This window comes from Mycolicibacterium flavescens (assembly GCF_001722335.1).
GTDB classification, from domain to species: domain Bacteria; phylum Actinomycetota; class Actinomycetes; order Mycobacteriales; family Mycobacteriaceae; genus Mycobacterium; species Mycobacterium flavescens.
Window position 1 is genome coordinate 1 of sequence record NZ_MIHA01000002.1, and the last position, 26,166, is coordinate 26,166.

Consider the following 26,166-nt stretch of genomic DNA (forward strand, 5'->3'; position numbering starts at 1 on the left):
TCGCGGCCCTATCCGCAGGAGCCGCCCGCGCAGCCGGCGCCCGAACCGCCGCCGACTCCGGGGGCGCCGACGCCGCCGCCTCCCGGCCAGCAGGCGCCCGGTCAGCCCGCGCCGCCTCCGGGGCAGCCCGCGCCGCCGCGCGATCCCAAGGACATCCCGCTGCAGCAGCGCATCGCCGACGAGAAGCAGTTGCGCCAGAGCACCGATCAGCAGATCCAGATCCTGGCGCTGCAGTTCCAGGCCACCCGCTGCGGCCAGGACGACGTGCTGGCCGGCAACGACGATCCGAACCTGCCGCTGATCACCTGCTCCGACGACGGCTCGACGGTGTATCTGCTGGACAAGTCGATCCTCAGCGGCGAGCAGATCCAGGACGCCACCTCCGGGCTGGATCAGCAGCGCGGCGAGTACGTGGTCGACGTGCAGTTCAAGGGCGACGGCTCCAAGACGTGGGCGGACTTCACGGCGGCCAACGTCGGTACCCAGACCGCGTTCGTCCTCGACTCGAAGGTGATGAGCGCCCCCGAGATCCAGGAGGCGATCCCCGGCGGCCGCACCCAGATCACCGGTCAGTTCACCCAGTCCACGGCCCGCGAACTGGCCAACGTGCTCAAGTACGGCTCGCTGCCGCTGTCGTTCGAATCCTCTGAAGCCGAAACCGTCTCGGCCACACTGGGTCTGTCGTCGCTGCGGGCCGGCCTGATCGCGGGCGTGGTGGGGCTGGCGCTGGTGCTGGCCTACTCGCTGCTCTACTACCGGTTGCTGGGCGTGCTGACCGCGCTGTCGCTGGTCGCCTCCGGCGCAATGGTTTACGCGATCCTGGTGCTGCTCGGCAGATGGATCAACTACACCCTGGACCTGGCCGGTATCGCGGGTCTGATCATCGGTATCGGTATGACCGCGGACTCGTTCGTGGTGTTCTTCGAACGCATCAAGGACGAGATACGCGAAGGACGGTCTTTCCGATCGGCGGTACCGCGCGGTTGGGCCAGGGCCCGCAAGACGATCATCTCCGGCAACGCGGTGACACTGCTTGCGGCCGTGGTGCTCTACATCCTGGCGGTCGGTCAGGTGAAGGGCTTCGCGTTCACCCTGGGGTTGACCACGGTGCTCGACGTCGTGGTCGTGTTCCTGGTGACCTGGCCGCTGGTGTACCTGGCGTCGAAGTCGACGCTGTGGGCCAAGCCGGCGCTCAACGGCCTCGGCGCCGTTCAGCAGATCGCCAGGGAACGACGAGCAGCCGCGCACGCGACGGGACGGGATTGATATGGCGGCCAAGCAGTCAGCCGACGAGAAGCAGAGCCGCGCCGTGGAGGCGCCCGACCTGGAGGCGGCCACACCGCGCCACGGCTTCTTCGTCCGGCTCTACACCGGCACCGGTGCCTTCGAGGTCATCGGCAAGCGCAAGCTGTGGTACGCGGTCAGCGGCCTGATCGTCGCAATTTGCCTCGCCAGCATGGTGTTTCGCGGATTCACCTTCGGTATCGACTTCGAGGGCGGCACCAAGGTCTCGATGCCGGCGTCGACGGAGTCCGGCACGGTGACCACCCAGCAGGTCGAAGACGTGTTCAGCCGCACGCTGGACAAGACCCCGGAGTCGGTCGTCCTCGTCGGTAGCGGCGGCTCGGCGACCGTGCAGATCCGGTCGGAGACGTTGTCCAACGAGGAGACCGAGGAACTGCGCACGGCGCTGTTCGACGAATTCCAGCCCCGCGGCGCCGACGGCCAACCCAGCAAGCAGGCCATCAGCGATTCGGCGGTGTCGGAGACCTGGGGCGGTCAGATCACCCAGAAGGCGCTGATCGCGCTGTTGGTGTTCGTGGTGCTGGCCGCCATCTACATCACCGTGCGCTACGAGCGCTACATGGCGATAGCGGCGTTGGCGACGCTGGCGTTCGACCTCATCGTCACCGCCGGGGTGTACTCGGTGGTCGGGTTCGAGGTGACACCGGCGACGGTCATCGGCCTGCTCACCATCCTGGGCTTCTCGCTGTACGACACGGTGATCGTGTTCGACAAGGTCGAGGAGAACACCAACGGGTTCGAACACACCACCCGGCGAACCTTCGCCGAACAGGCCAACCTCGCCGTCAACCAGACCTTCATGCGCTCGATCAACACCAGCCTGATCTCGGTGCTGCCGATCGTCGCGCTGATGGTGGTGGCGGTGTGGCTGCTCGGCGTCGGCACGCTGATGGACCTGGCGCTGGTGCAGCTGGTCGGCGTCGTGGTCGGCACCTACTCGTCGATCTTCTTCGCCACCCCGCTGCTGGTGTCGTTGCGCGAACGCACCGAACTGGTGGGCAGCCACACCCGCAAGGTGATGAACCGCCGCGCCGGCGCGTCGGCGCGCGCCGCCGAGGCCGCCGACGACGAATCGCAGACCGTCTCGACCGCCACGGCGCGGGTGAACACCCCGCCGCCGCCGGACAAACCGGCGCCGGGTGCCCGTCCTTCGCGACCCACGACCGGCCGCCCGTCGGGTAAGCGCGACACCCGCCGGCGGTAGCCCCGATGAACACCCGCAAGACCCGCACGCGGGTGGCCGTGATGGCGAGCATCGCGGCGCTCGCCGCGACCCTGGTGGCCGCGTGCACACCGAGCCCGGCCGACAGCATCGACTACGCCATCGACGGGGCGTTGATCACCTACAACACCAACACGGTCGCCGGTGCGGCCTCCGGCGGACCGCAGGCGTTCGCCCGGGTGCTCACCGGGTTCAACTACCACGGCCCCGACGGGCAGATCGTCGGCGACCACGACTTCGGCACCATCTCGGTCGTCGGCCGCGCCCCGCTGGTGCTCGACTACGAGATCAACGCCAACGCCGTCTACTCGGACGGAAAGCCGATCACCTGCGACGACCTCGTGCTGGCCTGGGCGGCGCAGTCCGGCAGGTTCCCGACGTTCGACGCCGCCAGCCGGGCCGGCTACAGCGACATCACCGCGGTCGAGTGTGCGCCCGGGCAGAAGAAGGCGCGGGTGTCGTTCGCGCCGGACCGCGGGTTCGTCGACTTCGGCCAGCTGTTCGCGGCGACGTCGCTGATGCCCTCGCACGTGATCGCCGACCAGCTCGGGCTCGGCGACGGCGGGGTCACCCGCCCGATCCTCGACAACGACGGCGCGGTCGTCGAGCGGATCGCGCAACTGTGGAACACCGGCTGGACCCTCAAACCCGACCTCGACCTGAAGCGGTTCCCCTCGTCGGGGCCCTACAAGCTGGACTCGGTGACCGAGGACGGCGCGGTCATCCTGGTCGCCAACGACAAGTGGTGGGGCGCCGCACCGGTCACCGAGCGGGTGACCGTGTGGCCGCGCGGGGCCGACATCCAGGAACGGGTCAACCAGGGCGCCTACGACGTCGTCGACATCGCGACCGGATCGTCAGGCACCCTGAACCTGCCCGACGACTACGTGCGCACCGAGTCGCCGTCGTCGGGCATCCAGCAGCTGATCTTCGCGCCCGGGGGCGTGATGGGCCCGCCGCCGGCGCGCCGCGCGCTGGCGCTGTGCACACCGCGCGACGTCATCGCCCGCAACGCCGAGGTGCCGATCGCCAACTCGCGGCTCAACCCGGCCGCCGAGGACACCTACACCGCGGCCGAGGGGGTGGGTGACGCCGGCCCGTTCGTCGCCGCCAATCCCGACGCGGCCCGCGCCGCGCTGGCCAACCGGCCGGTGACCGTGCGGATCGGCTACCAGAGCCCCAACCCGAGGCTGGCCGCCGCGGTCGGCGCGATCGCGAAGGCGTGCGCGCCGGCGGGGATCACCGTCGAAGACGCCGCCACCGACACGACCGGCCCGGTGGCGTTGCGCAACAACGAGATCGACGTGCTGATCGCCAGCACCGGCGGCGCGTCGGGTAGCGGTTCGACCGGTTCGTCGGCGATGGACGCCTACCAGTTCCACACCGGCAACGGCAACAACCTGCCGCGGTACACCAATCCGGAGGTCGACCGCGTCATCACCGGCCTGGCCGTCACCGCCGACCCGAAGGAGATCGCCCGACTGCTCGGCGAGGGCGGGCCGGTGCTGTGGGCCGATATGCCGACGCTGCCGCTGTACCGTCAGCACCGGACCGTGCTCACGTCGAAGAAGATGTTCGCGGTCAGCAGCAATCCGACACGATGGGGCGCAGGGTGGAACATGGACCGTTGGGTGCTCGACCAGTGAGCGCCGGACCGTCGTCGCCCGAGGCCATTTCGACGCTGATCTCGTCGATGATGCGCCAGGTGCCCGACTTCCCCGAACCGGGCATCCAGTTCAAGGACCTGACGCCGCTGCTGGCCGACGCGCACGGGCTGGCCGCGGTCACCGACGCGCTCGCCGGATGCGCGGCCGGGGCCGACCTGGTCGCCGGCATCGACGCGCGCGGCTTCCTGCTCGGTGCCGCGGTGGCGCTGCGGTTGGGTACCGGGGTGCTGGCCATCCGCAAGGGCGGCAAGTTGCCGCCGCCGGTACACAGCCAGACCTACGAACTCGAGTACGGCACCGCGACGCTGGAGATCCCCGCCGACGGCCTGGATCTGCACGGGCGCCGGGTACTGATCATCGACGACGTCCTGGCCACCGGTGGCACCGCGGCCGCTGCGGTGCGGCTGCTCGACGATGCCGGTGCGACGGTCACCGGCGCGGCGGTGCTGCTCGAACTGAGCGCCCTCAACGGGCGGGCGGCGCTCGGGTCGATGGCGGTGACGTCATTGCACCGCGTCTGAACGATATCCTCGAAGTCGGGCGTCAGCGACGGCGGAGCAGGAGGTGAGCATGGCGGACAAACCCGGTACCGGACCGGCCGTGCAGTCGCCGCCGGCCGCGTCGAGCCCCGAGACCCAGCCACTGGAGACACCGAAGTCGTCGGCGAGCGCGTCGCGCCGGGTCCGGGCCCGGCTGGCGCGCCGGATGACCTCACAGCGCAGCGCGATCAACCCGGTGCTCGAGCCGCTGGTCGCGCTGCACCGCGAGATCTACCCCAAGGCCAACCTGCAGCTGTTGCAGCGCGCCTACGAGGTCGCCGAGCAGCGCCACGCCGACCAGATGCGCCGCTCCGGTGATCCCTACATCACCCACCCGCTGGCGGTGGCCAACATCCTCGCCGAACTCGGCATGGACACCACCACGCTGATCGCCGCGCTGCTGCACGACACGGTCGAGGACACCGGTTACACGCTGGAGGCGCTGACCGAGGAGTTCGGCACCGAGGTCGGCCATCTCGTCGACGGGGTGACCAAGCTGGACAAGGTCGCGCTGGGCACCGCCGCCGAGGGCGAGACCATCCGCAAGATGATCATCGCGATGGCGCGCGACGCCCGCGTACTGGTCATCAAGGTCGCCGACCGGCTGCACAACATGCGCACCATGCGGTTCCTGCCGCCGGAGAAGCAGGCCCGCAAGGCCCGCGAGACGCTGGAAGTCATTGCGCCGCTGGCGCATCGGCTGGGAATGGCGACGGTCAAGTGGGAGCTCGAGGACCTGTCGTTTGCGATCCTGCACCCGAAGAAGTACGAGGAGATCGTCCGGCTGGTCGCCGACCGGGCGCCGTCACGCGACACCTACCTGGCCAAGGTGCGCGCCGAGATCACCTCGACGCTGACCGCCTCGAAGATCAACGCGGTGGTGGAGGGCAGGCCCAAGCACTACTGGTCGATCTACCAGAAGATGATCGTCAAGGGCCGCGACTTCGACGACATCCACGACCTGGTCGGCGTGCGCATCCTGTGCGACGAGATCCGGGACTGTTACGCGGCTCTGGGTGTCGTGCACTCGCTGTGGCAGCCGATGGCGGGACGGTTCAAGGACTACATCGCGCAGCCGCGCTACGGCGTCTACCAGTCGCTGCACACCACCGTCGTCGGCCCCGAGGGCAAACCGCTGGAAGTGCAGATCCGCACCCACGACATGCACAAGACCGCCGAGCTCGGCATCGCCGCGCACTGGCGGTACAAGGAAACCAAGGGGCGCAACAACGTTCCGAACCAGCACTCGTCGGCCGAGATCGACGACATGGCCTGGATGCGCCAACTGCTCGACTGGCAGCGGGAGGCCGCCGACCCCGGCGAGTTCCTGGAGTCGTTGCGTTACGACCTTGCGGTGCAAGAGATCTTCGTGTTCACCCCGAAGGGCGACGTGATCACGCTGCCGACCGGTTCGACGCCGGTCGACTTCGCCTACGCGGTGCACACCGAGGTCGGCCACCGCTGCATCGGTGCGCGCGTCAACGGCCGCCTCGTGGCCTTGGAACGCAAACTCGAAAACGGGGAAGTGGTGGAGGTTTTCACCTCCAAAGCCCCCAACGCCGGCCCGTCGCGGGACTGGCAGAGCTTCGTGGTGTCCCCGCGGGCCAAGGCCAAGATCCGCCAGTGGTTCGCCAAGGAGCGCCGCGAGGAGGCTCTCGAAGCCGGTAAAGACGCCATCGCCCGCGAGGTCCGCCGCGGCGGACTTCCGTTGCAGCGGTTGATGAACGCCGAGTCGATGGGCGGACTGGCCCGGGATCTGCGGTACGCCGACGTGTCCGCGCTCTACACCGCCGTCGGTGAGGGTCACGTCTCGGCGCGCCACGTGGTGCAGCGCCTGCTCGCGCTGGTCGGCGGCGACGAGGACGCCGCCGACGAACTCGCCGAGCGGTCCACCCCGGCGACCATGCCGGTGCGCCAGCGCACCAGCGACGACGTCGGGGTCGCGGTACCGGGTGCTCCGGGGGTGCTGACCAAGCTCGCGAAATGCTGCACCCCGGTGCCCGGCGACAACATCATGGGTTTCGTCACCCGCGGCGGCGGGGTCAGCGTGCACCGCACCGACTGCACGAACGCCGGGTCGCTGCAGGAGCAGTCCGAGCGGATCATCGAGGTCAAGTGGGCGCCGTCGCCGTCGTCGGTGTTCCTGGTCGCGATCCAGGTCGAGGCGCTCGACCGGCACCGCCTGCTGTCGGACGTCACGCGGGTGCTGGCCGACGAGAAGGTCAACATCCTGTCGGCGTCGGTCACCACGTCCAACGACCGGGTGGCGATCAGCAGGTTCACCTTCGAGATGGGCGACCCCAAGCATCTGGGGCATGTGCTCAACGTGGTGCGCAACGTCGAAGGAGTTTACGACGTGTACCGGGTTACTTCCGCGGCGTGACACGGCATCGCTGAGCTGGCAAATACCGGCTTCGAGCGTCAATAATTTGCCTGCTCTGCGATACTGCGACGATGCGCCCCGCCCTGCTGATCGTCGCGGCCGCGCTCGGCATCAGCCTCGTCGGGTGCAGCAAGACGATCACGCCGGAGGGAGCGGCGAATTCCGTCGTCGACCTCGTTTCCGAGCAGACCGGGTTCACCCCGACCGACGTCCGGTGCCCCGACGGCATCGAAGCCGAAGAGGGCACCACCTTCGAGTGCACGTTTACCGGACCTCAGGGTATGGAGTACACGGCGAACATGCGGGTGACCAAGGTCGAGGGCGAGGACGTCGAGTTCTACATCGAGACCGAGCCCAGCGGATAGCGCTCAGTCCAGCCGGACCGACTCGATCTCGACCGCGGTGACGGGCTCACCGTCGGTGCTGCCGCCCTTCACACCGGCTTCGGCGATCTTGTCCAGCGTCGCCAGGCCGGTCTCATCGATCGTGCCGAACACCGTGTAGGTCGGCGGCAACTCGGAGTCCTCGTAGACCAGGAAGAACTGGCTGCCGTTGGTGCCGATACCGGCGTTGGCCATCGCCAGCGTGCCCCGCGGGTAGCGCACCGGCTTTTTCAGCGCCGGATCGCTGAGCCGGAACTGGTTGGTCGGGTACTCGTTGGGGAACCGGTAGCCCGGCCCGCCGATTCCGGTACCGGTCGGATCCCCGCACTGCAGCACGGCCAGCGCGCCGGTGGTCAGACGGTGGCACGGGGTGTTGTCGAACCACCCCTGCTGGGCCAGGCTCGCAAAGTTGTTGACCGTGCACGGGGCCTGGGCGTTGTCGAGTTGCAGACCGATGTTGCCGCGGTCGGTGGTCATGCTGACGCTGACCTCGGCGGGATCGGTGGGCACCTTGCCGGTGCGCGGCGATTTGGCGGGCTTGCTCGCCGGCTCGGCGGTCGCCGGGTACTGGCAGTTCGAGCCCAGCGTGGCCGGCGGTTTGAACTTCGGCAGCTCGTCGAGTTGGCCGGTCGGGGTCGCGGTGGTGTCGGGCACCATGCCGTCGAGCGACTCCAGGTCCCGCGCCACGGCCGCGACGAAGACGATGCTCACCACGATCACCAGCACCGCGACCACGGTCAGCAGGTAACCGATCACGAGGCCCGCGATCGCCAGGCCGCGGCCCTCCTCACCGCTGCGCTTGATCTGCGACAGCGAGATGTGCCCGAACACCACGCCCAGCGGTGCGAACAGGAACGCGCAGATCAGCGACACGACGGCCAGGGAGTTGGTCTGCCGCGGCGGCGGATGGCCGTAGCCGGGGTAGCCCGCGGGGTAGCCGGGCGGCGGATATCCGGCGTAGGGCGGATAGGGCTCCGGCGGCGGGTAGTCGCCGCCCGGTGGTGGTGTCGTCACGGTCGGGTCAGTCCAGCAGGATCGACTTCACCTGGACCGGGGGTGCCGGCGGGCCGTCCTGTGCGCCGCCCTCGACGCCGGACTCGGCGATCTTGTCCAGGGTGGCCAGACCGGTCTCGTCGATCGTGCCGAACGCGGTGTACTTCGGCGGCAGCTGCGAATCCTGGTAGACGAGGAAGAACTGGCTGCCGTTGGTGTTGGGCCCGGCGTTGGCCATCGCCAGCGTGCCGCGCGGATACGTGACCGCCTCCTGCAGCTTCGGGTCGTCCGGCTGGTACTGGTTCGTCGGGTACTCGTTGGCGAACGAGTATCCGGGCCCGCCGGTACCTTCGCCGGTCGGGTCGCCGCACTGCAGGACCTTGAGGGAATCGGCGGTGGTCAGGCGGTGGCACGGGGTGTTGTCGAAGTACCCCTGCTGCGCCAGGCTGGCGAAGCTGTTCACGGTGCACGGCGCTTTGGCGTTGTCGAGGACCAGGCCGATGTTGCCTTGATCGGTCGACATGCTGACGCTGACCTCGGCGGGATCGGTGGGCACCTTGCCGGTGCGCGGCGGGTTGACCTCCTTGCTGGCCTCCTCCGCCGACGCGGGGTACTGGCAGTTCTCGCCGAGGCCGGCGGGCGCGGCGAACGCGGGCAGCCCACCGGGCTGCGACGACCCCGGCTCCGGGGTGCTGGTGGCGGCCGCGTTCTGGCTGCCTTCCGAGTCGCGGTTGGTGATCACGACGGTCGCCACCACCGCGGCGATCACCACGACGGCGCCGACGGCCGAGCCGATGATCGTGTACAGCCGCCGCTTGCGAGCTTGTTCGGCGCGGCGCTCCAACTGCCGCTCGAGTTTGCGCTTCGCTGTCGCCCGCCGCTGTTCGTTGGTCGGCACGCCGGTGTCCTCCTCGTGTTGATCGGTCCGCAACGAGTGTGCCAGGCATTGCTGAGCGCAGTGCCGCACCCCACGTCGCGGCGGGATGGGAAACTGGAGGCCGTGTTCATCACCGGGTTTCCGGCCGGCATGCTGGCGTGCAACTGCTACGTGCTGGCCCCGCGGCCGGGGGCCGACGCGATCGTCGTCGACCCCGGGCAACGCGCGATGGGTCCGCTGCGCCGGATCCTCGACGAGAACCGGCTGACCCCGGCCGCCGTGCTGCTCACCCACGGCCACATCGACCACATCTGGTCGGCGCAGAAGGTCGCCGACATGTACGGCTGCCCGGCGTTCATCCACCCCGAGGACCGCGGCATGCTGACCGACCCGATCAAGGACTTCGGGCCGAAACTGGCGCAACTGGCGGTCGGGGCGATGTTCCGCGAACCCCGGCAGGTCATCGAACTGGACAGGGACGGCGACAAGGTCGAGTTGGGCGGGGTGACGGTCACCGTCGACCACACGCCGGGCCACACCCGCGGGTCGGTGGTGTTCCGCATCGCGCAGGGGCCTGACGAGGTCGCGTTCACCGGCGATACCCTGTTCCGGCAGTCGGTGGGTCGCACGGACCTGCCGGGCGGCAGTGGCCGGGACCTGCTCGGCTCGATCGTCAACAAACTGTTGGTGCTCGACGACGACACCGTGGTACTACCGGGGCACGGCCCCAAGACCACGATCGGCTTCGAACGCCGCCACAACCCGTTTCTCGAAGGCTTGAGCTAAGTGAGTGAATTTCAGGCGCCCAAGGGCGTCCCGGACTACCTGCCGCCGGACTCGGCGCAGTTCGTCGGTGTGCGCGACGGGCTGCTCGACACCGCCCGGCGCGCCGGGTACGGCGACGTCGAACTGCCGATCTTCGAGGACACCGCGCTGTTCGCGCGCGGGGTGGGCGAATCCACCGACGTGGTGTCCAAGGAGATGTACACCTTCGCCGACCGCGGCGACCGGTCGGTGACCCTGCGCCCGGAAGGCACCGCGGGCGTGATGCGCGCGGTCATCGAGCACGGGCTGGACCGCGGCGCGCTGCCGGTCAAGCTCTGCTACGCCGGGCCGTTCTTCCGCTACGAGCGCCCGCAGGCCGGTCGGTACCGCCAGCTGCAGCAGGTCGGCGTCGAGGCGATCGGCGTCGACGACCCGGCGCTGGACGCCGAGGTGATCGCGGTCGCCGACGCCGGGTTCCGCTCGCTGGGGCTCGACGGCTTCCGGCTGGAGATCACCTCGCTCGGTGACGACACCTGCCGCCCGCAGTACCGGGAGTTGTTGCAGGAGTTCCTGTTCAAGCTCGACCTCGACGAGGACACCCGCCGGCGCGCGGAGATCAACCCGCTGCGGGTGCTCGACGACAAGCGCCCGCACATCCGCGAGATGACCGCCGACGCGCCGGTCATGCTCGACCACCTCTCCGATGTCGCCAAACAGCACTTCGACAGCGTGCTGGCGCATCTGGACGCGCTGGAGGTGCCGTACGTCATCAACCCGCGGATGGTGCGCGGGCTGGACTACTACACCAAGACGACGTTCGAGTTCGTGCACGACGGGCTCGGCGCGCAGTCGGGGATCGGCGGCGGTGGCCGCTACGACGGGCTGATGCGTCAACTCGGCGGAAAAGACCTGTCCGGCATCGGGTTCGGGCTCGGCGTCGATCGCACGCTGTTGGCGCTGCGGGCCGAGGGCAAAACCGTCGGCGGGACCACACGTGTCGATGTGTTCGGGGTGCCGATGGGGGAGCAGGCCAAGGTGACGCTCGCGGTGCTGGGCGCGCGGTTGCGGGCCGCCGGTGTCCGGGTCGACCTGGCCTACGGCGACCGCGGGATCAAGGGCGCGATGCGGGCCGCGGACCGCTCCGGGGCGTCGCTGGCGCTGGTGGCCGGTGACCGCGACGTCGAGGCCGGCACGGTCGGGGTGAAGAACCTGGCGACCGGCGAGCAGGTGGACGTGCCGATCGGGGCCGTGCACACCGAGGTGCTGACCCGCCTGAACCGCGCGTAGACATTTCTTGTGGGGCGAACGTGCGCGTCTGCACACGACACGCCGCGCATTTTCGAGCCTTTGCGCACGCTCGTCGCGCGGTGAGCGTGCTCAAATGCCGTGCACGACGCCGGTCAACACACGATCGAGCGTTCCGATGCCGCCGGTGAAAGCGTTGCCGCGCAGCAGTATCCGCGTCGCCGACGGCGTCACGGCCACCAGCCGGGAGGTCAACAGGCTCGAGCGTCGTTCGAAGACGACATCGCTCAACAAGGCGACGACTTCGCCGGCGCTGTCGCGGTAGACCCCTCGGTGCCGGTCGAAAACCGCCACCGGCGCATAGACACTCAGCGGCGTTCGACGAACGCGGCGCAGCGCCCCCGACGCGCGGATCATCGCGCCGAATGCGAGCACCCCGACCGCGAGCAACGCCGCGCCGATCACCACCGACCGTCCGGCCATCGCGCCGGCCGCGGTCGAGATCGCCGACACCACACCGAACCCGCCGCAGATCAGCGGTGTCATCGTCAGCAACAGCACCGTGACCTCCGACGGCACCCGGCCACGGTCGATCAGCAGGACCTCGTCGCCGCGCACCGCGAGCACCGCAGAACCGTGTTCGGCGAGCAGAACTGGTTCCGGCGGGTGCGACACGTCACCAGCATGCCGGACCGCGCGTTACATTACGTCCGACGCGCACACTCGCACCTCGCCGAGTCCGCGAGAACGGGAGAGCCCATGCCGCTGATCGCGCTCGAGGAGCACTACGCGTGGGACCCGGCCAGCACCGGCAACGTGGTGGCGACGTGGCTACGGACGCACAACGACCTCGGTTACGAGCGGTTGTACGACCGCGGCGCACTGCGCCTGGAGCAGATGGACGTGGCGGGCATCGACTTTCAGATCCTGTCCCTGTTCGATCCGGGCGTGCAGGACGAGACCGACGTCGCCGTCGCCGTCGACATGGCCCGTCGCGCCAACGACGACCTCGCCGAGACCGTGCGCGCGACCCCCGACCGGTTCGGCGGCTTCGCGACCCTGGCGACCCAGGACCCCGTGGCTGCTGCCACCGAATTACGCAGGGCGGTAGCCGACCTCGGCCTGGTAGGCGCGCTGATCAACGGCCACTGCCAGGGCCGCTACCTCGACGACCCCGCCTACCACGAGCTGTTCGCGGCGGCCGAAGACCTCGGTGCTCCGATCTACCTGCACCCGACCACGCCTCACCCGGCGGTGATGGACGCGTGGTTCGCGCCCTATGTCGACGACGGCCTGCACCTGGCGTCATGGGGTTTCGCGGCCGAGACCGGCACCCACGTGCTGCGGCTGATCTACTCCGGGCTGTTCGACCGGTTCCCGAGACTGCAGATGATCATCGGACATCTCGGCGAGATGCTGCCGTTCGCCGCCTACCGGATCGACCGCTACTACGGGCTGGGCGGAACACCCGCGGGCAACAGGCTGCGGCGTCTCCCGTCGGACTACCTGCGCACCAACTTCCACGTCACGACCAGCGGGAACTTCTGCGCTCCGGCCTTCGCGTGCACGCTGGAGGTGATGGGCGCCGACCGGGTGATGTTCTCGGTCGACTACCCGATGGACGACAACGTGACCGGTGCCCAGTTCCTGCGCGACTACCCGATGGACGACGGCACCCGCCGAAAGGTGTCCTCCGGCAACGCGGTACAGCTGTTCGGTGACCGTCTGCCCGCCCGCGTGAGGGGCTGAGAACTCACAGCGCGAACACCTGTCCGTCGCGGGCGACGGTGACACGACCGGGGTAGTGCTTACCCACCGCGGTCAACCATTCCGAGTCCGGCAGGTCGGTGGGCGAGTAGTGGCTGAGCACAACATGCCCGGCGTTGGCTGCGGCGGCCACCTCCCCGACCTGCTCGGCCGAGGTGTGCGAGTTGACCAGGTAGTCGGGCGGGAACCGGTTGCCGTAGTAGGCGTCGTCGAGGCTGAACTGCGCCTCGTGCACCAGGATGTCGGTGTCCCTCGCCAGGGTGACGACGTTCTCCGACTTCGTCGTGTCACCGGAGAACGTCACCGAGACACCGGATTTCAGCAGATCGAACCGGAACGCGAATGCCGGGTACACGTCGTAATGCGAGACGAGCGTCGCGGTGACGGTGACGTTGTCGTCGCGCATCACGGGGAACGGGTCGGTGCGCGGCGCCCGGTTGAGGTAGTCGGAACCGGGCGGAACCGCGATCTCGACGACGTCGGCGAGACGCTGGATGTCGTCGGTGCCCATGTCGCGGATGAAGATGTTGTCGGTGTAGGCAAACGCCTGCTGCAGCGCCGCGGTGGTGGCGGCCAGCCCGGGCGTCGCGTCCGCAGCGTCGATCAGGGGCGGGTTCGGGTTGCCGACCCGGCTCGGAGGCAGACCGCCCGCAGGGCCCGGGCCGTAAACCATCACGGGCGCTTTGCCTTTCGCGGCGGTGTAACCGCCGGAGGCGAAGAAGCTGAAATAGTCGACGATGTGGTCGGTGTGCAGGTGGGTGATGAACATGGCTTTGAGAGCGTCGAACCGGAAACCCGCGTTGGTGAACGCGTTCAGCGAGCCCAGCCCGCAGTCGATCTGGTACAGGTCGGCGCCGACCTTGAGCGTCGACGAGATGCCGGTGCGGCCGGGGACCGGGGGCGGGCCGGCCTGCACCCCGAGCGTGACCAGGGCATCGCGCGGCAGGTCGGCCACCGGGGCCGCCGAGGCGGGACCCGGCGAGGCGACTGCCGCTCCTCCGACGACGGCGGACACCGACGCGGCCAGCATCGCGCGACGCGACAGCGTGGCGTCGGCGTGCCCGCAGGCGCATCCGCCGTCGCCCGCGGTCACCCTTCGCGGACCACAGCGTTGAGCACCTCGTCGATGTTGCCGACCCCGCCGTCGAACGGGTTGCCCCGCTTGAGAATCCGGGTTCCGCCGGGCATCTCTGCGACGAGTTTCGGTGAGCTGGAACCGATCTGGAACTTGCGGGCGAACCGCACCTGGTCGAGCTGTACCAGAGCGCCGCCGCGGTAGCTGAACAGTTCGAGTTTGCGGTCCAGCACGGCCGCCGGCCGGCATTCGTGCAGCGGTCGACCCCGGTACCGGCGGATCCTGCGCACGACCAGAAACGTCGCCACCGCCAGCGCCACACCGGCCGCGACGAAGACCGCGCCCACCGTCGTCGACGGGCTGGTAGTGATCAGCGCGACGAGTCCGAAGCCGCCGGCGACGACGGCCAACACCCCGAGCACGAACGCCAGTACCGTCAGCGGCCCCGTCCCGCGGTCGATGACCAGCACGCGGCGCCCGTCGTCGGTGACCACGAGGCCGCCGGTGTCGATCAGAACTCGGTTCTCGGTCGGAGTGTCCACGGCTGAACTGTGCCATTCGACCGCCACGAACGTGCACAAACTGCTGAAGATCAGCGGCGTGTCGTGTGCTGACATGCACGCTCGCCGCACGGGGAGGATCAGATGGCCATGGCTGCGCGGACGTCGGCCTCCGACGCCGATCCGCCGGTCCCGCTGGACGTCACCCGGCCGGCCTCCAGGATGTAGTACTGCTGGCAGGACTCCAGCGCGAACCCGATGTGCTGTTCGACCAGCAGCACGCCCAGGTCCCCGCGGCGGGTCAGGTCGGTGATCGCGGCCTCGATCTCGGCGACCACCGACGGCTGGATGCCCTCGGTCGGCTCGTCGAGGATCAGGCATTTCGGCGTGGTGATCAGCGCCCGGGCGATCGCCAACTGCTGGCGCTGACCACCCGAGAGCAGCCCGGCACGCCGGGTCAACAACTCCTTGAGAGCGGGGAACAGGTCGAGTTGCTCGTCGATCAGGCGCTTGCCGTTCTTGCGCCCGTCCGCGACGACCTGCAGGTTCTCCATCGTCGTCAACTGCCCGAACGACTGCTGCCCCTGCGGCACATACGCCAGGCCGCGCGCCACCCGAGCGCTGGGCCGCAGCTTGGTGATGTCCTCACCGTCGAAAAGCACCTGTCCGGCAGAGCATTTCAGCAACCCGACCGCCGCGCGCAGCAGGGTGGTCTTGCCGGCGCCGTTGTGGCCCATCACCGCGGCCACCCCGTCGGACGGCACCTCGATGCCGACGCCGTGGATCACTTCGGAACGGCCGTAGCCGCACCGCACATCGGCCAGTGTCAGCATCAGGCGTTCTCCTCGATCAGCTCTTCGGGCACACCGGCGGTACCGGCGGCCGCCGTGCCCAGGTAGACCTCCTGCACCTTCGGGTTGGCCTGCACCTCGGCGACCGAACCCTCGGCGATGACCTGCCCGCGCGCCAGCACGGTCACCGATGTCGCGAACGCGCGCATGAAGTCCATGTCGTGTTCGACGACGACGACGGTGCGCTGACCGCCGATGCGCCGCAGCAGCTGCCCGGTTTCTTCGCGCTCCTCGTGACTCATCCCGGCCACCGGTTCGTCGAGCAGCAGCACGTCGGCGTTCTGCACCAGCAGCATGCCGATCTCGAGCCACTGCTTCTGGCCGTGCGCCAGCACCCCGGCGGGCTTGTCGGCCAGCTCGGTCAACCCGGTCGTCTCGAGCGCCTCCTCGATGGCGGGCAGCACACCCCTGCGCCTGCGCAGCAGTGTCCACGCCGACCGGCCCGCCCCCGCCGCGATGTCGAGGTTCTGCAACACGGTCAACTGCTCGAAGACGCTGGCCGTCTGAAACGTCCGCCCGACGCCGAGGCGCGCGATCTGGTGCACCTTCTTGCCGAGCAGGTCGACGCCGGACTTGTTGACCGACCCGGTGGCACTGACCAGCCCGGTGATCGCGTCGATCACGGTCGTCTTACCCGCGCCGTTGGGCCCGATCAGGAACCGCAGGTCGCCCTGGAACAGGGTCAGGTCGACGTCGCTGACCGCCTTGAAACCGTCGAAATCCACGGTGAGGCCGCGCACTTCGAGGTACTCGGTGCCCATGCCCACGTTTCCGCCGGGGGCGGGATCTTTGACCGTGCTCATGTGGAGGCACCCACCTTCTCGGTGTCGGGATCGGTCTGCGCCTCGGGTTCCGGCGCGGGAGGCGGTTTGGTGCGGCCGAGGCGGCGCCGCTTGAACAGCACGCCGAGCCCGGCCAGACCGGCGGGGAAGAACCCGACGACGACGATGAACAGCAACCCCTGCGCGTAGGTCCACTCCGACGGGAACCGTTCGGAGAACAGGGTTTGCGCCCACGCCACGCCGATCGCGCCGAGTACCGGTCCCAGCAGCGTGGTGCGCCCGCCGATCGCCACCCCGATCAGGAACGCGATCGACGGCAGGATGCCGACCTGCGACGGTGCGATGAACCCGACGATCGGCGCGAACAGCGCACCGGCGATGCCGGCGAACAACGCCGCGGTGGTGTACGCGACGACTTTGATGTTGGCCGGGTCGTAGCCGAGGAAGCGGACCCGCTCCTCACCGTCGCGGACGGCCACCAGCAGTTCGCCGTAGCGACTCTGCATCAACTGCCGCACGACGGCCACGACGAGCAGCAGCACCCCGGCGGCGATGAAGTACAGCATCCGCCGGTTGGCGGGGTCGTTGAGGGTGAACCCGAAGAAGGTGCGAAACCTGTTGAGCCCGTTGCTGCCGCCGAGGCTGGTCTGGCCGACCAGCAGGATCGCCAGCGCCGCCGCCAGTGCCTGGGACAGGATCGCGAAGTAGGCGCCCTTGACGCGACGTTTGAACACGCCGAACCCGAGTGCCGCAGCGATCGCGGTCGGCACCAACAGGATCGCCAGCACGGTGAACGCGGGGGAGGCGAACGGCGCCCAGTAGCCGGGAAGCTCACGGACACCGGCGATCTGCATGAAGTCGGGCACGTCGTCGCCGCGCAGTTGCGCGTCGGCGATCTTGAGGTGCATGCCCATCATGTAGCCGCCGAGCCCGAAGAACACGCCCTGGCCGAGCACCAGCATTCCGCCGCGGCCCCAGGCCAGCCCGATGCCGACCGCCACGATCGCGAAGCACAGGAACTTGCCGAGCAGGCTGAGCCGGAAATCGGACAGCACCACCGGCGCCACACCGAACAGCACCACCGCCGCCAGCCCGAAGCCGGCCCACGTCTGCCAGCGGCCCAGGAACGTCGTCATACGAGACTCCTTGTGCGGACGGTGAACAGGCCCTGCGGGCGGGCCTGCAGGAAGATGACGATGATCACGAACACGATCACCTTCGCCAACGATGCGGTGGTGTTGTACTCGATGAACGAGTTCAAAAAGCCCAGCGCGAACGCGGCGATCACGGTGCCCTTGATCTGCCCGAGCCCGCCGACCACCACCACCAGGAACGCGTCGATCAGATAGCTCTGCCCGATGGTCGGGCTGGTCGACCCGATCAGCGTCAACGCGACCCCGGCCACCGCGGCCAGGCCCGAACCGATGAAAAACGTTGTGATGTCGGTCTTGCGCGACGAGATACCGCTGGTCTCGGCGAGGTCGCGGTTGGCCACCACCGCCCGGATCCGCCGGCCCATCGGGCTGACCTTGAGCGCCGTGGCCAGCGCCGCGACGCAGATCACCGCCAGCACCAGGATGAAGATGCGGGTCTTGGGCACCACCGCGCCCAAGATCTCCACACCACCCGAAAGCCAGGCGGGTGCCACCACGTTGACCGCCGGTGCGCCGAAGACGTCACGGGCCACCTGCTGCAGCACCAACCCGACGCCGAAGGTCACCAGGAGGGTGTCCAACGGCCGGTGGTACATCCGCTGGATCAGCGTGGTCTCCAGAAGGGCGCCCATCGCCCCGCCGATCAGGAACCCGATCAGCAGTGAAAGCAGCAGCGACACACCGGCACTGGACACGACCTGCTGAACGACATACGCGGTGTAGCAGCCGGCCATGATGAACTCGCCGTGCGCCATGTTGATGACGCCCATCTGACCGAACGTCAACGACAACCCCAGGGCGGCCAGCAACAGGATCGAGCCGAGGCTCAACCCTGTTGCCAGCTGCCCGATCAGGACATCCATCTGTCAGGTCAGCTGGACAGGCCGGCAGCCCACGGGTACGACTTGAGGTAGGGGTCGGGCTCGATCGGTCCGGGCGACTCCCAGATCGTGTAAATCAGTCCGTCGGGCCGGATCTCGCCGATGCGGGCGGTCTTGGTGATGTGGTGGTTCTCGCCGTCGATGGTGACCAGGCCCTCGGGCGCGTCGAACGTCACCCCGCCCGCGTTGTCCTGAATCGCCTTGACGTCGAACGAGTTCGCCTTCTCAACGGTGTTCTTCCACAGGTAGACCGAGACGTAGGCGGCCTCCATCGGATCCGAGGTCGGCTTGTCGGCACCGAACTTGTCCTTGTAGGCCTTGACGAACGCCTTGTTGGCCGGGGTGTCGACGGTCTCGTAGTAGTTCCACGCGGTGAGCTGACCGGTGACGTTCTGGATCCCGATGCCGCCGACCTCTTCCTCGGCGATCGACACCGAGACCACCGGCATCGCCTCCGGGGTCAGGCCGACGTTGCGGTACTCGCGGAAGAACGCCACGTTGGAGTCGCCGTTGAGGGTGTTGAACACCGCGTCGGCGTCGGCGGTGCGAACCTTGTTGACGATCGTGGAGAAGTCCGTGGACCCCAGCGGCGTGTAGTCCTCACCCTTGATCTCGATACCGTTGGCACCCGCGTACGCCTTGATGATCCGGTTGGCGGTCTGCGGGAACACGTAGTCGCTGCCGACCAGGTAGAGCGATTTGACGTCCTTCTCCTTGAGATAGTCCAGCGCGGGCACGATCTGCTGGTTGGTGGTGGCGCCGGTGTAGAAGATGTTCTTGCTCGACTCCAGGCCCTCGTACTGCACCGGGTAGTACAGCAGCGAGTTCGCGCTCTCGAACACCGGCAGCATCGCCTTGCGCGACGACGATGTCCAGCCGCCGAACACCGCGGCCACGCAGTCGCTGCTGATCAGTTTCTCCGCCTTTTCGGCGAACACCGTGGGCTCCGATGCGCCGTCCTCGCCGACCAGCTGGATCTGCTTGCCCAGCACCCCGCCGGAGCCGTTGATCTGTTCGACGGCGAGGTCGATGGCGTGCCGGACGGTGACCTCGGAGATCGCCATGGTGCCCGACAACGAGTTCAGCGCGCCCACCTTGATCGTCGAACCCGAGGTGTCGACGCACGATTCGGCGTTTGCCGAGTCCGACTCGGTTGCCTTGCTTCCGCAGCCGGCCAGCACCAGGCTTGTCGCCGCGACGATACCGCTCGCAACAAGTGCCGACCGTTTCACCGAGGACCGTCGTGGTAGTCGCATGAACAGCCTTTCCTATATATCCGCAGCGCACATCGGGCGATGAGCGTCGAGTCTGAGGTGAGATCCCGACACCCCGGGGGTGTCGACTCGGGACGTTAGAGCCGCGGTGTTTCTAGGAAATGTCTGTGTGTGACGAACAAATTAACCTGTGCCCCCGCGGGCGGTGGTTTGCCGTTCACCGGGCGGCCCGGTAGCTGCCCGGCCGGCGGTGTAACGGTTTGGTACGGTCCGGCGATGTGACGAGCATGCGAACAGGTACAGCTAAGGTCGGGGCGGCGTTCATGCTGGCAGCGGCGTCGGTCGCGGTCAGTCAGGCGACGGCGGTGGCCCAGTCCGAAGGACACGTGGTCCGGTACACGCTGGTGTCGGCGACCCCGGCGGATTTCCAGCTCAACTATCTGACGGTGCAGCCTCCGAGCAAGGAGGCCTACAACGCCGACGCGTACGCGTACCTGAAGAAGGAAGAGGTCGTCCTCCAGCCGGGCGTGCCGTGGGTGTTCGAGACGACGATGGCCGACCCGCAGTGGGCGATCCTCACCGCGAGCACCGGTGTGCACGCCATGCAGGCCTCGCCGAACCCGCACTGCGAGATTGCGATCGACGGTGAGGTCGCAGTGCAGCAGGACGGCCCGTACACGGTGCAGTGCCAGCTCAGCCAGTGGTGAGCACGCAGATCACTCGGTGACCGTCTCCAGTTCGGTCAGGCCGTGCAGCACCGCGGGCAGCGGGTCGCGGTGCAGCACGCCCAGTCGCTGGGTGGCGCGGGTGAGCGCGACGTAGAGATCGGCCGCACCGCGCGGGCCGTCGGCCATGATCCGGCCCGGGTCGACGACGAGCACGGCGTCGAACTCCAGGCCCTTGGTCTCCGACGGTGCCACCGCGCCGGCAACGCCGGGCGGCCCGATCACGACGCTGGTGCCGTCGCGGTCCGCCTCGTCGCGAACGAATTCCTCGATCGCCGAGGCTAATTCGTCGTCGTCGTCGTCGTCGACGGGACGGGACCAGGGCCGCACCCCGCACGCGCGCACCGACTCCGGCGGCTGCGCCTCGGGCGCGAACTGCGCGAGCAGCGCCGAGGCGACGGCCATGATCTCGGCCGGGGTGCGGTAGTTCACGCTCAGCGGCCGGTAGACCCACCGGCCCGGCACGTACCGGTCCAACACCGCCCCCCACGAGGTGGCGCCCGCCGCCGAGCGCCGCTGCGCCAGATCGCCCACCACGGTGAACGACTTGGCCGGGCAGCGGCGCATCAGTACCCGCCAGTCCATCTCCGACAACTCCTGGGCCTCGTCGACGACGATGTGCCCGTAGGTCCAATCCCGGTCCGCGGCAGCGCGTTCGGCGACGTCACGGTTGTCGCGTTCGGCGAAGCGGTCGGCGAGTTCGTCGGCGTGCAGCAGGTCCGAGGCGATCAGGTGGTCCTCGTCGTCCATCAGGTCCTCGCGGGCCACCATCAGATCCAGCACGCCGGCGGCGTAAGCGGCTTCCTCCTGGCGCTCCCGCTCGGCCGCGACATCGGGTTTGATGCCGCCGAGCAGGTCGACCAACTCGTCGAGCAGGGGTACGTCGGAGACGGTCCAGGCGTCTCCCTGGGCGCGCCACAGCGACGGGTCGGCGCCGGCCGCGCGTAACCGGTCCCGCGATTCGTACAGTCCGGCCAGCAGCGTCTGCGGGGTCAGCTCGGGCCACAGCTGGTCGAGCGCGGCGGCGAACCCGTCGTGGTCGTCGAGTTCGTCGAGCAGTTCGGCCCGCAGATGTTCCCACGCCTGCTTGTCCGCGCGGGTCAGCCAGCCCTTGCCGATGCGGGCGATCGCGCGTTCGGTCAGCACCCAGGTGATGACGTCGACGAACGTCGCGCGGGCGTCGTTGTGCGGCAACCCCGTGTCGCGGGCCTCCTGCACGGCCCACTGAGCGGTTTCGGCGTCGATGCGCACGGTGACGTCGGCGAGTTTGATCGGCAGCGGCTCGTCGGGGACACGTTGGCGGTCGGCCACCGCGGCCGCGAGCACCTCCAGCATCGTCAGCGAACCCTTGAGCCGCGCCGCCTCGGGGGAGTCCTGCGCGGTGACGCGCAGCCCGGCGACGAGGTCGCCGGTGGTCATGAACACCACGTTGGTCTCACCCAGCGACGGCAGCACGCGCCCGATGTGGTTGAGGAAGGCCGGATTCGGGCCGATCACCAGGACGCCCTGGCGCTCCATGCGGTCGCGGTGCGTGTAGAGCAGGTAGGCGACGCGGTGCAGCGCCACCACGGTCTTACCGGTGCCCGGCCCGCCCTCGACCACCAGCACCCCGGGATGGTCGAGGCGGATGATCTCGTCCTGCTCGGCCTGGATGGTGGCGACGATGTCGCGCATGCCGTCCCCGCGCGGTGCGTTGACCGCCGCCAGCAGCGCGGCGTCACCGCGTTCACCGTCGCCGGGTCGCCCGAACACCTCGTCGGTGAAGTCGAGGACGCGGCGCCCGCGGGTGTGGAACTGGCGGCGCCGCCGCATGTCCTCGGGATGGGCGCCGGTGGCGACGTAGAACGGGCGGGCCGCGGGCGCCCGCCAGTCGATCAGCACCGGTTCGTAGTCGTTGTCCTCGTCGAGCAACCCGATCCTGCCGATGTAGCGCCGCTCACCCGAGACGCTGTCCAGGCGGCCGAAGCACAGTCCGTGGTCGGCGACGTCGAGCCGGTGCATCCGCTTGGCCTCGGCGCGCACCTCGGCGTCGCGGTCGACGAGCGGGCCGCCGTTTCCGCGCAGCGCGGCGGTGTAGCGCGCCTTGGCCTGCGCGCGTTCGGCGTCCAGCCGCGCGTACAGGTCGGACACGTAGCGCTGCTCGGACCGCAGTTCCTCGTCATAGCCGTCTGTCGGCACCCCGCCCCACTTTCTTGAACGTCTCGAACCGAGCGAGTACCGGTTCAGATCAACGATTTTCAGGTATCACCCCGGCCTTGCGGCAAGCCCCCCACCACGGCGTACGCCGAAACGGGGTGACACTCCTTTGTACCCCTGCGCCGACATGCTTGACATCGTATCGAACGTGAGTTCGAATGGATGTCATGCGGTGGGACGGACAGGGCGTGGGCGTCGATGACGGCGCGTTGCCCGGCCTGCAGCGGATCGGCTTCGTGCGCAGCGTGCGCACCCCGCAGTTCGAGGGCATCACGTTCCACGAGGTGCTCTGCAAGTCGGCGTTGAACAAGGTGCCCAATGCGGCCATGCTGCCGTTCAAGTTCACCGTCAACGGCTACCGCGGCTGTTCACACGCCTGCCGCTACTGTTTCGCCCGGCCCACCCACGAGTACCTCGACCTCGACTGCGGAACCGACTTCGACAGCCAGGTGGTGGTCAAGACCAACGTCGTCGACGTGCTGCGCCGCGAACTGAGGCGGCCGTCGTGGCACCGCGAGACCGTGGCGCTGGGCACCAACACCGACCCGTACCAGCGCGCCGAGGGTCGATATGCGTTGATGCCCGGCATCATCTCGGCGCTGGCCGATTCGGGCACTCCGTTCTCGATCCTCACCAAGGGCACCCTGCTGCGCCGGGACCTGCCGCTGATCACCGACACCGCCCGGCACGTCGACGTCAGCGTCGCGGTCTCGCTGGCGGTGGGCGACCCCGCGCTGCACGCCGACGTCGAACCCGGGACCCCGACGCCGCAGGCCCGCCTCGGGCTGATCGCGGCGATCCGCGACGCCGGCCTGGACTGCCACGTGATGGTCGCGCCGGTGCTTCCGTATCTGACCGACTCCGTCGCGCACCTCGACGATCTGCTCGCCGGTATCGCCTCGGCCGGGGCCACCAGCGTCACGGTGTTCGGGCTGCACCTGCGTGGCTCGACGCGGGGGTGGTTCATGGACTGGCTGGCCCGCTCACACCCCGCGTTGGTGCCGAAGTACCGCGAGCTGTACCGCCGCGGGGCGTACCTGCCAGCGGACTACCGGAAGATGTTGCAGGAGCGGGCCGCTCCGCTGATCGCCAGACACGGGTTGTGCCGCGACCGCCGGTCGTTCCGCGCGGTCGACGAACCGGCACCGCGCCCGCCAGCGCCGGCCCTGCAACCCACCCTGTTCTGAGTCGTCAGCTCTTGTTGCGCTTGACCTCTTTGAACGGCACGCCGCGGTCGGCGGCCGGTTCGCGCGGGAAGCCGAGCACGCGTTCGCCGATGATGTTGCGGGCGATCTCGGTGGTGCCGCCGCCCAGCGCGGCAGCCTGCCGCGACAGGTAGCGCTCGCCGTGGCGGAACAGCGCACCGTCGACGTCGACCACACCCGCGCTGCCGGTGATGGCCAGCGCCGTGTCGAACTCGACGTGGTGGACGTCGGCGTGCGCGATGCGGATGATCGACCCGGCGGCCGGCGGCAGCGAGCCGTCGAGCACACCGTGGTAGACGTGGTCGATCAACTGCTCGCGAACCGTCCGGTGCACCATCGCGCGCCCGGCCATCTCCTGCAGTCGGGCGTTGTCGGCCTGGCCCGCCTTCTCCAGCAGCTCAACGTAGTTGGTCGGGACATCGGATTTGCCTTCGGCGCCGATACCACTGGCGAATTCCGATCCTCCGCCGACCGCGCGCCGCTCGTGGTACAGCTGCCGGGACGCGACGTGCCAGCCCTCGTTCACTTCGCCGACGACCGCGTCGTCACCGAGTTCGAGGTTGTCGAAGAACTCCTCGCAGAACTCCACCGAACCGTTGACCTGCTTGATGCGGCGCAGCGTGATCCCGGGGCTGTTGATCGGCACCAGGAACATGGTCAGGCCCTCGTGTTTGGGCGCGTCCCAGTTGGTGCGCGCCAGCATCAACCCGTAGTCGGCGGCGAATGCGCTTGTGCTCCACGTTTTTGCGCCGTTGATCACCCACTTGTCGCCCTTGCGGTCGGCGCGGGTGATGACACCGGCCAGGTCCGAGCCACCGCTGGGTTCGGAGAGCAGCTGCACCAGCACCTCGTCGCCGCGCAGCACCGCCGAGATGTGCCGGCGTTTCTGCTCCTCACTGCCGGTGTCGAGGATCGTCGCCGCGCAGATGGTGAACGTCGGCGTGTTCAGGATGATCGGCAGCTCGTAGGCGCGCGAAACCCTGTCGAACGCCTTCTGGTACGCGATCGGCAGCCCGAGGCCGCCGTACTCGGACGGAAAGCAGATGCCCGCGAAACCGCCCTCCCACAACTTCTTCTGCAGTTCCCGCGCCCGCTGCCACGGTTCCTCTTCGCCGCGGTCGTGTTCGGGGGGATTGTTCGGGTTGATCGGCGGCATGTTCTCGGCCAGCCAGGCTTCGGCGCGGGCGGCGAACTCCTCGACCGATTCGGTGGTGGCGGGCGCGGCCGGGGCCGATGTCGTGTCGGTCATGACGCTTGCTCCAGTCCCCAGCTGGCGTGTGGGCCCACCTTGGTGAGCGAGTAGACGCGCAGGTTGTGATCCTCGGGCGTGCCGAACAGCGAGCGGTACAACGTGACCCGCCGCAGGAACAGGTGCAGATCGTGTTCCCACGTCACCCCGATACCGCCGTGCAACTGGACGCACAGCTGCAGCATCCCCGGGGCGTATTCGCCCACATAGGATTTCGCGACACTGACCGCCATCGGCGCCTTCGGTGTCCGCGCGGCCACCTCGGCGGCCGCGGCGTTCGTCGTGGCGCGGCACCCCTCGAACCAGATCTTGAGGTCGGCGTACTTGTGCTTGAGCGCCTGGTACGAGCCGAGCGGGCGGCCGAACGAATGCCGGTCGAATCCCCACTGGATGGTGAACGCGAGCACCGTGTCCAGGATGCCGACGACCTCCGCGCACTGCAGCACCGAGGCGATCTGGGACTGCCTTTCGATCAGCGCCGGTGTCTGTTCGGCCGTGCCGACTTCTGCGCTCGCCTCGACCTGCACACCGTCGAACTGCACCCGGGCGTAGGTCTTGACCATGTCGACCGACCGCTGTGTCTCCACGTGCACACCCGGCGCGTCGGCGGGCACCAGGAACTGCCGGATGCCCTCGCCGGATCGTGTTGTGACGAGGAAGATCTGGCTGTCCGCGCCCGCCTCGACCCGGTCCTTGACCCCGTCGATCCGGAACCCGCCGTCGGTCGCGGTGGCGGTCACCGTCGGCGTCAGCGGTGACCACGGTTGCCCGGGCTCGTACACCGCCCAGGAGGCCACCGTCGCACCGGCGACCAGCGCCTCGATGGTGTCTTCGTGGCCGGCGGGTGCCTCCACCAACCCGGCCAGCACGGTGCTGACCGGGTGCAGCGGACCCGGCGCGACGGTCTTGCCCGCGATCTCGGCGACCAACGCCAGATCCTTCACACCGTCGCCGGAGACGCTTCCGCCGCCGAGCTCCTCGGGCACCAGCAGGCTGGTCCAACCGAGTTCGGCGGCGCGGCGCCACCATGCGGTGTCGAATGAGATGCCGGCGTCGTGCATCTCGCGGATCCGACTCAGGGGCACTTCCTTTTCCAGGAAGGACTGCGTCGTCAATGCGAAGAGCAGCACCTCAGGATTCGCGCTGTCGCTCACGGGCTCACTTTCGTAATCGCGCCAGCGCGTGCCG

24 protein-coding genes are annotated in these 26,166 nt (G+C 68.7%); 11 read left to right on the top strand and 13 right to left on the bottom strand.

Annotation, left to right across the window (positions count from 1 at the left end):
* The 6 genes from secD to BHQ18_RS02545 all read left to right on the top strand — a co-directional run.
* Positions 1–1,266: protein translocase subunit SecD (gene secD / locus BHQ18_RS02520; RefSeq protein ID WP_069412019.1), on the top strand; the 1,266-nt coding region annotated here is incomplete at its 5' end.
* Between the two features lies 1 nt (position 1,267).
* Positions 1,268–2,509, top strand: a complete 1,242-nt coding sequence (gene secF, locus BHQ18_RS02525; RefSeq protein ID WP_069412020.1) for a protein translocase subunit SecF — start codon at positions 1,268–1,270, stop codon at positions 2,507–2,509.
* Positions 2,510–2,550: 41 nt separating this feature from the next.
* Positions 2,551–4,173 (top strand): ABC transporter substrate-binding protein, encoded by a 1,623-nt coding sequence (locus tag BHQ18_RS02530; RefSeq protein WP_109789184.1) that lies wholly within the window; start codon positions 2,551–2,553, stop codon positions 4,171–4,173.
* Positions 4,128–4,715, top strand: a complete 588-nt coding sequence (locus tag BHQ18_RS02535; protein ID WP_084293852.1) for an adenine phosphoribosyltransferase — start codon at positions 4,128–4,130, stop codon at positions 4,713–4,715. The genes BHQ18_RS02530 and BHQ18_RS02535 overlap by 46 nt, the downstream gene beginning before the upstream one ends.
* A 49-nt stretch (positions 4,716–4,764) precedes the next feature.
* Positions 4,765–7,116, top strand: coding sequence for a RelA/SpoT family protein (locus tag BHQ18_RS02540; protein ID WP_069412329.1), 2,352 nt, complete (start codon positions 4,765–4,767; stop codon positions 7,114–7,116).
* A 71-nt stretch (positions 7,117–7,187) separates the two neighbouring features.
* On the top strand, positions 7,188–7,481 hold the full coding sequence (locus BHQ18_RS02545; RefSeq protein WP_069412022.1) for a DUF4333 domain-containing protein: 294 nt from the start codon (positions 7,188–7,190) through the stop codon (positions 7,479–7,481).
* Positions 7,482–7,484: 3 nt separating this feature from the next.
* Here the strand turns inward: BHQ18_RS02545 and BHQ18_RS02550 are convergent, their stop codons facing one another.
* Positions 7,485–8,513 (bottom strand): peptidylprolyl isomerase, encoded by a 1,029-nt coding sequence (locus BHQ18_RS02550; protein ID WP_069412023.1) that lies wholly within the window; start codon positions 8,511–8,513, stop codon positions 7,485–7,487.
* A gap of 7 nt (positions 8,514–8,520) precedes the next feature.
* On the bottom strand, positions 8,521–9,390 hold the full coding sequence (locus BHQ18_RS02555; protein WP_069412330.1) for a peptidylprolyl isomerase: 870 nt from the start codon (positions 9,388–9,390) through the stop codon (positions 8,521–8,523).
* A 102-nt stretch (positions 9,391–9,492) separates the two neighbouring features.
* Between BHQ18_RS02555 and BHQ18_RS02560 the strand changes: the two genes are divergently transcribed.
* Both BHQ18_RS02560 and hisS read left to right on the top strand, forming a co-directional pair.
* Positions 9,493–10,155 (top strand): MBL fold metallo-hydrolase, encoded by a 663-nt coding sequence (locus BHQ18_RS02560; protein WP_069412331.1) that lies wholly within the window; start codon positions 9,493–9,495, stop codon positions 10,153–10,155.
* Complete coding sequence (hisS, locus tag BHQ18_RS02565; protein WP_069412024.1) at positions 10,156–11,421, top strand: histidine--tRNA ligase; 1,266 nt, start codon at positions 10,156–10,158, stop codon at positions 11,419–11,421. It abuts the gene before it with no gap.
* Positions 11,422–11,511: 90 nt separating this feature from the next.
* Here hisS and BHQ18_RS28935 read toward each other — a convergent pair whose 3' ends face one another.
* Positions 11,512–12,054, bottom strand: a complete 543-nt coding sequence (locus BHQ18_RS28935; RefSeq protein WP_084293853.1) for a hypothetical protein — start codon at positions 12,052–12,054, stop codon at positions 11,512–11,514.
* An 84-nt stretch (positions 12,055–12,138) separates the two neighbouring features.
* On the opposite strand from BHQ18_RS28935, the gene BHQ18_RS02575 reads away from it, so the two are divergent.
* Complete coding sequence (locus BHQ18_RS02575) at positions 12,139–13,128, top strand: amidohydrolase family protein (RefSeq protein ID WP_069412025.1); 990 nt, start codon at positions 12,139–12,141, stop codon at positions 13,126–13,128.
* Between the two features lie 4 nt (positions 13,129–13,132).
* On the opposite strand, the gene BHQ18_RS02580 is transcribed toward BHQ18_RS02575, so the two are convergent.
* The 7 genes from BHQ18_RS02580 to urtA form a co-directional block, all read right to left on the bottom strand.
* Positions 13,133–14,176, bottom strand: a complete 1,044-nt coding sequence (locus BHQ18_RS02580; protein WP_084293871.1) for an MBL fold metallo-hydrolase — start codon at positions 14,174–14,176, stop codon at positions 13,133–13,135.
* 59 nt (positions 14,177–14,235) lie between these two features.
* The gene (locus BHQ18_RS30250; protein ID WP_205866028.1) at positions 14,236–14,763 is read right to left on the bottom strand and encodes a hypothetical protein; all 528 of its coding nucleotides are present in this window, start codon (positions 14,761–14,763) and stop codon (positions 14,236–14,238) included.
* Positions 14,764–14,861: 98 nt separating this feature from the next.
* Positions 14,862–15,554 carry an urea ABC transporter ATP-binding subunit UrtE gene (gene urtE, locus BHQ18_RS02590; RefSeq protein ID WP_069412027.1) on the bottom strand — a complete coding sequence of 231 codons (693 nt, stop codon included), beginning with the start codon at positions 15,552–15,554 and terminating at the stop codon, positions 14,862–14,864.
* On the bottom strand, positions 15,554–16,375 hold the full coding sequence (urtD, locus tag BHQ18_RS02595; RefSeq protein WP_069412028.1) for an urea ABC transporter ATP-binding protein UrtD: 822 nt from the start codon (positions 16,373–16,375) through the stop codon (positions 15,554–15,556). Before urtD ends, urtE begins: the two co-directional genes overlap by 1 nt.
* Positions 16,372–17,490, bottom strand: coding sequence for an urea ABC transporter permease subunit UrtC (urtC, locus tag BHQ18_RS02600; protein ID WP_069412029.1), 1,119 nt, complete (start codon positions 17,488–17,490; stop codon positions 16,372–16,374). Before urtC ends, urtD begins: the two co-directional genes overlap by 4 nt.
* On the bottom strand, positions 17,487–18,371 hold the full coding sequence (gene urtB, locus BHQ18_RS02605; RefSeq protein ID WP_069412030.1) for an urea ABC transporter permease subunit UrtB: 885 nt from the start codon (positions 18,369–18,371) through the stop codon (positions 17,487–17,489). The genes urtC and urtB overlap by 4 nt, the downstream gene beginning before the upstream one ends.
* Positions 18,372–18,379: 8 nt before the next feature.
* Complete coding sequence (gene urtA / locus BHQ18_RS02610) at positions 18,380–19,645, bottom strand: urea ABC transporter substrate-binding protein (RefSeq protein WP_069412031.1); 1,266 nt, start codon at positions 19,643–19,645, stop codon at positions 18,380–18,382.
* A 245-nt stretch (positions 19,646–19,890) separates the two neighbouring features.
* Between urtA and BHQ18_RS02615 the strand changes: the two genes are divergently transcribed.
* Entirely contained in the window at positions 19,891–20,310 is a 420-nt protein-coding gene (locus BHQ18_RS02615; protein ID WP_109789174.1) for an Rv2576c family protein, read from the top strand.
* 9 nt (positions 20,311–20,319) lie between these two features.
* Here the strand turns inward: BHQ18_RS02615 and helR are convergent, their stop codons facing one another.
* Positions 20,320–22,506, bottom strand: a complete 2,187-nt coding sequence (helR, locus tag BHQ18_RS02620) for an RNA polymerase recycling motor ATPase HelR (RefSeq protein ID WP_205866029.1) — start codon at positions 22,504–22,506, stop codon at positions 20,320–20,322.
* 185 nt (positions 22,507–22,691) lie between these two features.
* Here helR and BHQ18_RS02625 point away from each other — a divergent pair, with 185 nt between their 5' ends.
* Positions 22,692–23,711, top strand: a complete 1,020-nt coding sequence (locus tag BHQ18_RS02625) for an Rv2578c family radical SAM protein (protein WP_069412335.1) — start codon at positions 22,692–22,694, stop codon at positions 23,709–23,711.
* A 4-nt stretch (positions 23,712–23,715) separates the two neighbouring features.
* Here the strand turns inward: BHQ18_RS02625 and BHQ18_RS02630 are convergent, their stop codons facing one another.
* On the bottom strand, positions 23,716–24,978 hold the full coding sequence (locus BHQ18_RS02630; RefSeq protein ID WP_069412033.1) for an acyl-CoA dehydrogenase family protein: 1,263 nt from the start codon (positions 24,976–24,978) through the stop codon (positions 23,716–23,718).
* On the bottom strand, positions 24,975–26,132 hold the full coding sequence (locus BHQ18_RS02635) for an acyl-CoA dehydrogenase family protein (protein ID WP_069412034.1): 1,158 nt from the start codon (positions 26,130–26,132) through the stop codon (positions 24,975–24,977). Before BHQ18_RS02635 ends, BHQ18_RS02630 begins: the two co-directional genes overlap by 4 nt.
* Positions 26,133–26,166 lie beyond the last annotated feature (34 nt).

Bases quoted from the DNA above. Each gene is read 5' to 3' on its own strand.
- secF (WP_069412020.1), top strand. From the start codon at position 1,268: ATGGCGGCCAAGCAGTCAGCCGACGAGAAGCAGAGCCGCGCCGTGGAG.
- BHQ18_RS02530 (WP_109789184.1), top strand. From the start codon at position 2,551: ATGGCGAGCATCGCGGCGCTCGCCGCGACCCTGGTGGCCGCGTGCACA.
- BHQ18_RS02535 (WP_084293852.1), top strand. From the start codon at position 4,128: ATGGGGCGCAGGGTGGAACATGGACCGTTGGGTGCTCGACCAGTGAGC.
- BHQ18_RS02540 (WP_069412329.1), top strand. From the start codon at position 4,765: ATGGCGGACAAACCCGGTACCGGACCGGCCGTGCAGTCGCCGCCGGCC.
- BHQ18_RS02545 (WP_069412022.1), top strand. From the start codon at position 7,188: ATGCGCCCCGCCCTGCTGATCGTCGCGGCCGCGCTCGGCATCAGCCTC.
- BHQ18_RS02575 (WP_069412025.1), top strand. From the start codon at position 12,139: ATGCCGCTGATCGCGCTCGAGGAGCACTACGCGTGGGACCCGGCCAGC.
- BHQ18_RS02580 (WP_084293871.1), bottom strand. From the start codon at position 14,176: ATGCTGGCCGCGTCGGTGTCCGCCGTCGTCGGAGGAGCGGCAGTCGCC.
- urtE (WP_069412027.1), bottom strand. From the start codon at position 15,554: ATGCTGACACTGGCCGATGTGCGGTGCGGCTACGGCCGTTCCGAAGTG.
- urtD (WP_069412028.1), bottom strand. From the start codon at position 16,375: ATGAGCACGGTCAAAGATCCCGCCCCCGGCGGAAACGTGGGCATGGGC.
- urtC (WP_069412029.1), bottom strand. From the start codon at position 17,490: ATGACGACGTTCCTGGGCCGCTGGCAGACGTGGGCCGGCTTCGGGCTG.
- urtB (WP_069412030.1), bottom strand. From the start codon at position 18,371: ATGGATGTCCTGATCGGGCAGCTGGCAACAGGGTTGAGCCTCGGCTCG.
- urtA (WP_069412031.1), bottom strand. From the start codon at position 19,645: ATGCGACTACCACGACGGTCCTCGGTGAAACGGTCGGCACTTGTTGCG.
- BHQ18_RS02615 (WP_109789174.1), top strand. From the start codon at position 19,891: ATGCGAACAGGTACAGCTAAGGTCGGGGCGGCGTTCATGCTGGCAGCG.
- BHQ18_RS02625 (WP_069412335.1), top strand. From the start codon at position 22,692: ATGCGGTGGGACGGACAGGGCGTGGGCGTCGATGACGGCGCGTTGCCC.
- BHQ18_RS02630 (WP_069412033.1), bottom strand. From the start codon at position 24,978: ATGACCGACACGACATCGGCCCCGGCCGCGCCCGCCACCACCGAATCG.